The organism is Micromonospora sp. NPDC047753 (assembly GCF_040642735.1).
Classification (GTDB): Bacteria; Actinomycetota; Actinomycetes; order Mycobacteriales; family Micromonosporaceae; genus Micromonospora.
Genome location: NZ_JBEYSL010000286.1, coordinates 1 through 8,680 on the forward strand (window position 1 = coordinate 1; position 8,680 = coordinate 8,680).

The 8,680-nt window shown below is 67.1% G+C and carries 8 protein-coding genes and 1 pseudogene; 4 read left to right on the top strand and 5 right to left on the bottom strand.

Annotation, left to right across the window (positions count from 1 at the left end; all coding sequences use genetic code 11):
• Positions 1-103 precede the first annotated feature (103 nt).
• The 5 genes from ABZ749_RS22335 to ABZ749_RS22355 form a co-directional block, all read right to left on the bottom strand.
• Positions 104-1,237, bottom strand: a complete 1,134-nt coding sequence (locus ABZ749_RS22335) for a DUF932 domain-containing protein (RefSeq protein WP_357230600.1) — start codon at positions 1,235-1,237, stop codon at positions 104-106.
• Between the two features lie 62 nt (positions 1,238-1,299).
• Positions 1,300-1,716, bottom strand: coding sequence for a hypothetical protein (locus ABZ749_RS22340; protein ID WP_357230603.1), 417 nt, complete (start codon positions 1,714-1,716; stop codon positions 1,300-1,302).
• 148 nt (positions 1,717-1,864) lie between these two features.
• On the bottom strand, positions 1,865-3,532 hold the full coding sequence (locus ABZ749_RS22345) for a ParB/RepB/Spo0J family partition protein (protein WP_357230605.1): 1,668 nt from the start codon (positions 3,530-3,532) through the stop codon (positions 1,865-1,867).
• Between the two features lie 310 nt (positions 3,533-3,842).
• Positions 3,843-5,165: a site-specific integrase gene (locus tag ABZ749_RS22350; RefSeq protein ID WP_357230608.1), complete on the bottom strand. Its 1,323-nt coding sequence runs from the start codon at positions 5,163-5,165 to the stop codon at positions 3,843-3,845.
• A 260-nt stretch (positions 5,166-5,425) separates the two neighbouring features.
• Entirely contained in the window at positions 5,426-6,028 is a 603-nt protein-coding gene (locus ABZ749_RS22355) for a helix-turn-helix transcriptional regulator (protein ID WP_357230611.1), read from the bottom strand.
• A 131-nt stretch (positions 6,029-6,159) separates the two neighbouring features.
• Between ABZ749_RS22355 and ABZ749_RS22360 the strand changes: the two genes are divergently transcribed.
• The 4 genes and pseudogenes from ABZ749_RS22360 to ABZ749_RS22375 form a co-directional block, all read left to right on the top strand.
• Positions 6,160-6,327, top strand: coding sequence for a helix-turn-helix domain-containing protein (locus ABZ749_RS22360; RefSeq protein WP_357230614.1), 168 nt, complete (start codon positions 6,160-6,162; stop codon positions 6,325-6,327).
• A gap of 46 nt (positions 6,328-6,373) precedes the next feature.
• Positions 6,374-7,066, top strand: a complete 693-nt coding sequence (locus ABZ749_RS22365) for a DUF3800 domain-containing protein (protein ID WP_357230617.1) — start codon at positions 6,374-6,376, stop codon at positions 7,064-7,066.
• A 582-nt stretch (positions 7,067-7,648) separates the two neighbouring features.
• On the top strand, positions 7,649-8,029 hold the full coding sequence (locus ABZ749_RS22370) for a hypothetical protein (RefSeq protein WP_357230620.1): 381 nt from the start codon (positions 7,649-7,651) through the stop codon (positions 8,027-8,029).
• A 91-nt stretch (positions 8,030-8,120) separates the two neighbouring features.
• Positions 8,121-8,513, top strand: a pseudogene (locus ABZ749_RS22375) (ATP-binding protein); the annotation flags it as partial.
• Positions 8,514-8,680: the final 167 nt, after the last annotated feature.

Consider the following 8,680-nt stretch of genomic DNA (forward strand, 5'->3'; position numbering starts at 1 on the left):
ATGCACGCGCCCTGGGACGAACTGCGCGACCTCGCCGACAAGATCGGCATTCCCGCCGGACCCGAGGAGGGGTCCGGGCACGCCGGTGTGCGACGGGGTGGGTTTAGGCGGTGGTGGCGGCGAGGTGCAGGGCCTGGACGGCCGTGGCCTCGAGGCCGTGGGCGGCGTCGGCGTCGGAAAGGGTCTGGGCGACAGAGGTGATGGCGTGCATGACGCCACCGGCGGTGGGATCGGCGCCGGCGACGAAGTGGGCGAGGATGTCCCGCTGCTGGTCTTCGCTGTAGCGCAGCCGCTGGCCGACGATCTTGAGGGTGGTGTTGGGGTCGGTGACGGGGGTGCCGGCGGCGGTGTCGAGCTCGCGCAGGACCTCGGCGATGTAGTCCGCGTCGAGGAAGGCGGTGACCGCGTCGGTGGTGCGGGAGGTGATCAGGTCGAGGGTGCGGCGGGTGGTTTCCTCGGAGGCGGTGACGACCCCGTCTCCGCCGGTCATGCGGGAGCCGATGTGGGTACGGCGCAGGGCGTTGCGGCGGATGACCATGCCGTTGCGGCAGACCTCGAAGCGCACCCACGGAGCGATGCTGAATGCACCCGCCCCGGTCTCCGAGTTCGAGATCAGGAACCCGGCTGAGACGATCGGCAGTTCAGAGCCGGCCCGCCCGTCGAACGGGGACCGGTAGCGGGCCAGCAGGCGGGGCGCGGCGATCTGCACCTGGGGGGAGTAGACCCGCAGGTACATCCGCCGGTCGGTGAGGTCGCAGCCGGCGAACTGGACTCGCACCTTCGCGCGGCGGATCCCGTCGAGCGCGGCGAAGAGTACGTCGAGGTTGTCGATGCGGTTGTATCGGTCGGACAGGACCGCTCGCACGATGCCGCCGCCGGTGTCGTTGCGAAGGCAGCGGATGAGGAAACTGCGGGGGTCGCGGGCAAGCCAGCCGTTGACGTTGGCGTCGAACAGGTCGGGGTGTTCGGCGGCGAGGCGCCGTAGGTACGCGACGGGGATGCCGAGCTTGTCGGCCAAGCCGGCGGTGGCGACGTCGTTGACGCTGTAGGTGCCGGCGGTCATCGTCACCCCCTCCGGGCCGAGCTGCGGCTCGGTGCCGTCCAAGACGAGACTGCCGCCGACGGCACGCATTCGCCCGGCGCCGGCCTTGACGTCCAGGGCCCGGGTGGACTGGTCGGTGAGCATGCGGCGTAGCTGATCGAGGTCGACATTGCGGTGCGCCGGAACAGTGATCATCGAAGACATGAGGGATGGATCCCTTCGAGAAGAGTCTGGAGATGGGAAGTTCGTTGAGGGGGTCAGCGGCCGGCGTCAGCGGCGGTCGTGACGGCCAGGCGTAGTCGCTCCCACTGCTCGGGCCCGAGGGTGCCGAGCGCGCGGGCCTCGTCGACGAGGTCTAGGGCGGTCGCGGTGTCGCCGGCGGTGAACGCGGAGTCGGCGGCGCGGAACGCCGCTTCGCCCTGCTCGCGGCGCAGCTGTCGCCACTGCACGGGGTTGCGGGCCGGCCCAGCCTGGATCAGCACCTCGGGATGGGTCCGGGCATGGGCGTAAATCCACTCACACTCGGCGGGGGTCGCTTCAACGATCTCAGCGACGTACCGGCAGCCGTCGCCGGTGACCCGGTGATAGCTGGGCCCGTACTCCTCGAACGCCAGCAGGATCTGCCGCTGGCGGATCAGCGCCACACGACGCTCACGGTCATCGACCTCAGACACCAAGTCGGCGTCAGCGGACACGGGGCTCCAATCGGAAATGTCGAGAGTTGGTGCGGTTACCGGCCTCTGCCGCTGGAAAATCGGGTCGGCACGAAAGTCGGCGGGGCCCACGCACTGCGCGTGGACCCCGTCGATTGGGGCAGTCAGATCAGGACTTGTCGCTCATGGGCTCGTCATCAGAGGTCTGTTTCTCGACGTCAACCACCTCATCGGTGCCAGAGAGTTCATTGACCTCGGGCTCCGTTGTTTCGGGGTCGGACGCCGGCGCGGCGTGTGGTGCAGCGATCACGTCGTCGTCCGCAGCGACGCCGTCGACCTGCTCGGCCCCCGCATCGACATCGTCAACGTCGAGATCCGCGGAGTCCGCAGCCGTGGAATCGTCGGCGTCTCCGTCGTCGGGCAGATCGGCCTCCGGGTCATGACCCAGCGACTCCCGCAGCGTCGTCTCCGCCTCGGAGAGGGTGTAGCCGTCGGCGACAAGCTGGTCGAGCCACGCCACTGCAGCCTCGTCATCCAACGCCCACGTCTCGTCGCGGGCCGCGTAGCCGAGGTTGCATTCCTGGACGCAGATCCACTGCACCACCAGGCAGCGGCGCAGCTTGTCCTCCCGAGCTACCGCGGCGGCGGCGCCGTCTACGCCACCAAGGGTCGCGTACAGGCCGTCGACGTCGTGGAACCGCAGCCCCTCCACGACGGTGGCCCGAAGCGCCTCCAGGAAGAGCCGCTTCACCGCCCGCGCCGACCCGTACGCGGTACGGTAGAACTCCCGCCGTACCTCCGCCGCGACCGTCAGACCACCGAGGTACTCCGCGCGGGCATGCTCGGCCGCCTCCCGGCGGGCACGCTCCTCTTCCGTGACCCCCCGACGACTGCCGTAGCTCAGGCGCTGGTAGCCATACCGGTCCGGCTCCGCACAGTAGAAAGTCGTCTGGGCATGGTCGCCGATCTTCTCAACGAACGCTGCGAGCCCCGCCAACGTGGGAAACATCTCTGGGTCGAGCGGGTTGCCGTTGGCGTCGGCGAGCTGCGTGGCGGCCACGGCAGTACCGCTGTAGGGGTAGCCCTTCGGCTTCGACGTCACCTTCACCCCGGCGAGCACCAACTCCGCCTTCGCCCGCTCCTTCGCCGCCGCGAAGGTCCGCTTCGACCGCTCGGCGGCGATGGCGTGCCGGAACCCCCAACTCGACCCGGTGCCCTTCAGGATTCGATCCAGGGCAGCCGGATCCTCGGTGAATTCGGTGAGCGCGGAGGCGTCTTCCAGCGTCAGGGTGCCGGCGTCGGCGGCTCCGCGCGCCGCCTGCGGCAACTCCCGCAGCTTCAAGGTCTGCTTCACCTTGGCCGTCGGGATCGCCCGCACGGTGGCGATCTGCTCGGGCGACCAGTCCAGCAACGTCAGCTGGTGGAACGCCTCAGCCTCCTCGGTGGGGGTCAGCCCCACCCGGTGGCCGTTCTCGGCGAGCTGCGCGACGATCTGCGCCGCAGCACCTTCGTCGGAGACGACCCACACCGGCACCTGCTCCATGCCGAGCTCGATCGCCGCGTACTTCCGGCGATGCCCGATGATCAACTGAAACGCGTTCGGCTGGTCCGGAGCCGGGATGGCTACCAACGGGCAGAGCACTCCTACAACCGTCATCGAGGCAGTCAGGTCGCTCAGGTCACCGACGTCCGTGCGGAGGTTACGCGGGTTATCGACCAGGTCACGAGGGTCGAGGTACTGGGCCCGGAGTGTAGGGCCCGCAGGGTCCGCAGAGGCTGTGGCCTCGGCGATGCTGATTTCGTCCGATCCGGGTCGGGACAACAGAGTGGTCGTCATTACAGAGAACGTCCTTCCAAACCAAAAGGACGCCCTACCCGGCGCGGGAACGGCCGGGTGGGCGGTGCTGGCCCGATCCGCCCGGCCGGCCGATCGGCGCAGCCCCGCACAGGCCCACCCACGCTCCGTACGACGCGCAGACGCGGCTGCGCCGGCGGGCCTTGCGGGGCCAGCCGCGGCCGGTCAGGATCGAGGGTCAGCAACCGCACCCGCGGCCTCCTGCCCGAGTGCAGGTCAACGTCAACGACGAAGCTGCGCGAAGGCAGGCCGCTATCACCGGGGGCTGCTGCCGGGCGGTACCTGGGCGCAGTCAGCGGGTGCTACGGTCGGAAGGCGGACCTGCCCCACGTTTGTGGATCGGCAGGTCCTGCTGTGTTCGAGTCGCCGTCGCTGGCTGGCCACCGTGGTCCTGAGGATCACGCATCGAAGTGACGGCGGCCGGCTGGTCCGTCTGAACGGCAGCCTTATTCGTTTGCGGGGGTGGCCATTGCGGTGTCGATGGCGGTTCTGCCGCGTTCGGGCGCTTCGGGCATGAGGTGGCCGTAGTACTCGTCAGTGACCTTGGAATTGCTGTGGCCCAACCAGACCGCGAGGTCGGTGATCGGCACCCCTTGCCGAGCATCGAGGAGGCGAAGAAGTGCCGAAGCGCGTGGGTTTTGGTGAACGACACCTTCGACTCCATGAGTGCCGGCTGCCAGATCTGGTTGCGGAAGTAGTACTGGTAAAGCAGGCCGGTGCGGCTGTGGTTGGGAAAGAGCAGGTGGACCTGACCCTGGCTGCTCTGCCACGCGACGGCGCCGAACTTCTTCAGGTGTGCGCGTAGGACCGCGGCGACGATCTTGGGAAGCGGCACGGCCCGGCCGGGGGATTCGGCATCGCGGTGCTTGGTGTACATCTTGAGATGCAGGCCGGCGTTCTTGCCGCTGTCGCTTTCGCCGTCCTCGGTGATTTGCCGGTTGACGAGCAGCAGTCCCCGGCGGAAGTCGATCTGGTCGCGACAAAGGCCCATCGCCTCAGCGACGCGTAGCCCGCAGCCAGCCATCAGCCATGCCATCGCGGTGTATCGGGGGTCGAAGGCGGCGATGAGCGCTTCGATCTCGACGCGTGTCGGGACGACGATCTTCTCTTTCACCACGCGGCGTACATTGGCGCGGCGACCGGGGAGTTTGGCCCGCTTGGCCGGGTTGCGGCCGAGTTCGTCGTTGTCGACCGCCCACTGTAGTGCGGAGCTGAGGTACCCGAACCGGGTCTGGATGGTCTGCGGTTGGTACTTCTTGGTGTCGCGCATCCACAAAATCCACGCCTGGATGTCGGCGAGCTTGAGCGCCCCGGTCGTCCTGGCCTTGAAGTATGGCCGGACCGCCTGGTTGAGCATGCTGCGGTACTGCCGGACGCTGGAGTTCTCCAGGCCGCGTGTGGTGGCCCACCGTTCGAACAGCGTCGCGACGGTTTCGGCGCCTCGCTCGGTCTCCAGGTATGTGCCGGTGTCGAGTTCGCGCTCCTTGCGGGTGCGGAAGTTCTCCGCGTCGACCTTGCGCCGGAACGTCTTCTGTCGTTGCCGGCGGTCTGGATCCATCCAGAAGCAGGTGTGGCCGGGACCATCGGCGCTGGGCTTGATCCATGCTCGTGCCATGAGGGGAACTCCTTGGTGCATTGCGAAGCCAGCCGGCGTCGGGGCGCACGTCATCGCCCCGGCTCATGCACAGCGAGCGGGTTGAGGACAGGGGGTATCGCCCCGGCGGCCGGACCAGGCTGCGGGCTAAAGGGTGTGCGGTATCGGCCGTCGGTGCGAGTGGCGCGCCGCGGATTGTCGGGTACGGGCTATCGGCTCGTGACCAGGCCGCAGGTCACGAGTGGTCTGTCAGAAGCAGTGAAGCGGTGGGTGGCGGGTGGTTACTCAAGCCGGTCGAGGAAGCCGTCGATCATGCTGAGGAGTTCTTCGGTGGGCGCGCCGTTGGCGGCGGCGGTGCGGACGTCACCCAGAACCTCGCGGACCTGTTGGCGGGTCTTGCGGCGGATCTCGTCGCTGTCTGCGAAGAAGCCGTCGAACGCGGCCTGCGCTCTGGTCAGAAACTCGTCGCGCAACTGTTGCGGGATGCCGCGTCCGGATGGCTCGACTGATTCAGCCGCCGTCGCCTCGTAGTGCGCCGCGTCAGTGCCGTTGAGAGCTTCCTCGCCGCGCATCCACCGCAGCAGCCGAATCGAGTCGACCACCACACCGGGTGCGACCTGCACCCGCTGGTCGGCGCCGGGGACCAGGAGGGCCTCTGGTGGAACGTCCAGCGCGTAGGCGAAGCGCATCAGCTCGTCGACGGTAACCGGAGTCCGGCGGCGTCCCGCCTCGATGTTCATCAACACCGTCGTCGACATCGCCGGATCGCCGTATAGCTCGGCAGCCTTGTCTGGGTTCAGGCGGCGCTTCTTCCGGATCTCCTTAAGGCGTAGACGCACCACCTCGCCCGGGGTGGCCTCGTCGCCGAGCTGCTCACTTGTCATGTTCGTAAGTTTTACTCGCCCTGTTGACAAGTTGCAAGCGTGCCGGTCGAATTACTTTCCCATCGGCAAGTAGGCCGGATCTACTTGCTAAAAAGGCAAGCGAGTTGATGATGCGAGAAGAGTCGACGGGCATGTGGACCCACGAAGAAGCCGCCCGGTGCCTGGGCGTCCAGCCCCAAACCTTGTACTACATGAACTACAAGGGCAATGGGCCCAAGTCGTACAAGGTCGGGAAGTACCGCCGCTACCGCAGGCGCGACATTGACGCGTGGCTCGAAGCGCACAGCTCCGAGCGCTGACCACCCCTCAACCACCGTCACGTCACCCTGTTCGGAGCGAGCCAGCTTGACCACCACCGGCACCAACTTCGCCCTCTTCTACATCGACGACTCCGGTAGCGAAGCCCATGGCTTGACAACGTTCAGCTGGATCCGGGTTGACCCAGCGCAGTGGGCCGGCGCGACCCAACGATGGTTACGGTTCCGGGCTGCGGTCTACCGTCGGCACGGCATCCCCGCCGACATCCGGCTGCATGCCACCGAACTGGCCGGAGGTCGGGGGAACTGGGCGCAAGACCCTGTCCGCAGGACCGCGCGGGATGGCCTGAGCGTCATCCAGGAAGGTCTGACCGCGATGGTTGCCCTTCCGGGCGTCACGCTTGGCAGCGTCTATCGCCGTACCGACGCCCGCGGACGTAACTTCGAACGCGACAAGCAGGACCTTTACCGCTGCATGATCGCGAAGCTTGACGCCGACCTACACGACGCTGCAGCCTTCGGTGCCGTCGTCGTGGACGGCGACGGCACCAACAGCGGCTACAACCGCGCGCATCGCGCCCTAGCCAACGGTAGCCGCGCCCTCATCGAGGACCCCTTCTTCCGGCACGCCAACACAAACCAATGGGTCCAGATCGCGGACCTCGCGGCATGGACCGGATATCGATCACTGCGGCCCGGTGGACGGCGGGACAGGACCACGACGTGGTACGGCCAGATCCTCCGGCACCTCGATCAGGCAGGCGGGCCAGTCGAACTTTGAACCAATGGACCAAGAACGCGATCTACTGAGCTGTTGCATCTGGGAGGTTGCACAGCGTGAGGGTGGCGGGTCAGAAGACAGCGTGCGATCGATCGCGGTCCGTAGCAGGGCTGGCGCAGGAGCAGCATCCGCCCCCGGCGCGACCGGTGTCATAGCCCCACCCTGGCGACTCCGGCAGCACGACGACAGCGAAACACTCCTTCGCTTATCGGCCGCTGGGGCTTGACACCGGAAGGCGGGGGAGGAGCGTCGCTCCTCGCCCAGCGCCATACGCGCCGCACGAATCCGCAGGCCTCGCCGCTAACCCCCGGCCTCACGGGCAACACGGTGACGCATAGCTTGGATCACCCGTAGGGTCCACTGATCGTTGGCCGGCGAGCGGTAATCATGGGTCTGGTGCCGACCCGAGCCGGCCATCCTTTTCAAGGACGGGGACGACGGGGCCGCATCTTCCGGTGATCATCGCGCGGTGTCCGTGCCTCGCTTTACCAGGATCAGTTGACCAGACGCAGCCGTTGACCATGGACCTTGCCGGCTGGATCGGGATGCCCGCCCCACTGGCGACGGCAGGATAATGCTCCCGTGACTGTCATCCAGGATATCGATGAGATCCAGGCGGTTCTGGATCGCCTTCAGGGCGAGGAGATCGCAACGCTCCAAGTGCTTGGGATCAACTCGCTCAAGTCGACCACACCCCTCCCGGAAGCCCTCGTCGGCGACACGGTCGAGAGCACGTCGGTCGAAAACCGGGTCGTCACCATCACCACCACCCGCTACGCCATCGTCTTTGACCTTCAGCGGACGGGCAAGTTGGTCTGGTTGGACGGCGTTCAGCCGTACCTGATGGTTGCAGGTTCCTTGCGCCCCACGGCGCGTCTCCTGCTAGCCAGTGGCAAGGGGCTCGACCTGACCGAACCGGCCAAGACGAAGCGCATCACCGTGACCTTAACGGCTCGTGTGTGAGGCGGTGATCAGCGCAGATGCCCCAGTGCATCGCACATTCTCGAGCAGCTACTCTGAGCCTGGAGGGTTTCGCGTCGACGCACGGAGGATCATGAGCCGACAACATCACCCAGTTGACGACCTCGTGGTCCCCTCGAACTTCATCCGGGCGGTCCGCGAGTCTGGGTATCTGAGTTTGTCCACAGCTCTCGCCGAACTGGTCGACAACTCCTTGCAGGCCGGGGCGACGAACATCGCCATCACCATCGAGTGGCCCAGCGACGCCCTGCCGGAGATCGTCGTCGAGGACAACGGCATGGGTATGTCCAAGGGCGAACTGGAGGCTTGCCTGCGGTTCGGGGGCTCGTCACGGTTCGACGCCCGGCAGTCGTTCGGTCGGTTCGGGATGGGGTTACCCGCGGCCAGTCTCAGTCAGGCGCGGCGCGTCGAGGTGACGACTTGGCGCGGTGGAGGAGCGGAGTACCACGTCGCACTCGACGTCGACGCGGTTGCTGCAGGAGCGAGCCCGAACCTAACCGCTCGGCGTGGGTCATCCACGAGCAACAGTGCGTCAGGCCGGGTGCGCGTACGACCAGAGCGGGAAGTAGGCAAGCTCGCCGGCCTGCTTGGCGGCGGCTTCGGCCAGCTCGGTACGGCCGTGGCCGGCGTTGA

Bases quoted from the DNA above. Each gene is read 5' to 3' on its own strand.
- ABZ749_RS22360 (WP_357230614.1), top strand. From the start codon at position 6,160: ATGTGGACCCACGAAGAAGCCGCCCGGTGCCTGGGCGTCCAGCCCCAA.
- ABZ749_RS22335 (WP_357230600.1), bottom strand. From the start codon at position 1,237: ATGATCACTGTTCCGGCGCACCGCAATGTCGACCTCGATCAGCTACGC.
- ABZ749_RS22350 (WP_357230608.1), bottom strand. From the start codon at position 5,165: ATGGCACGAGCATGGATCAAGCCCAGCGCCGATGGTCCCGGCCACACC.
- ABZ749_RS22355 (WP_357230611.1), bottom strand. From the start codon at position 6,028: ATGACAAGTGAGCAGCTCGGCGACGAGGCCACCCCGGGCGAGGTGGTG.
- ABZ749_RS22345 (WP_357230605.1), bottom strand. From the start codon at position 3,532: ATGACGACCACTCTGTTGTCCCGACCCGGATCGGACGAAATCAGCATC.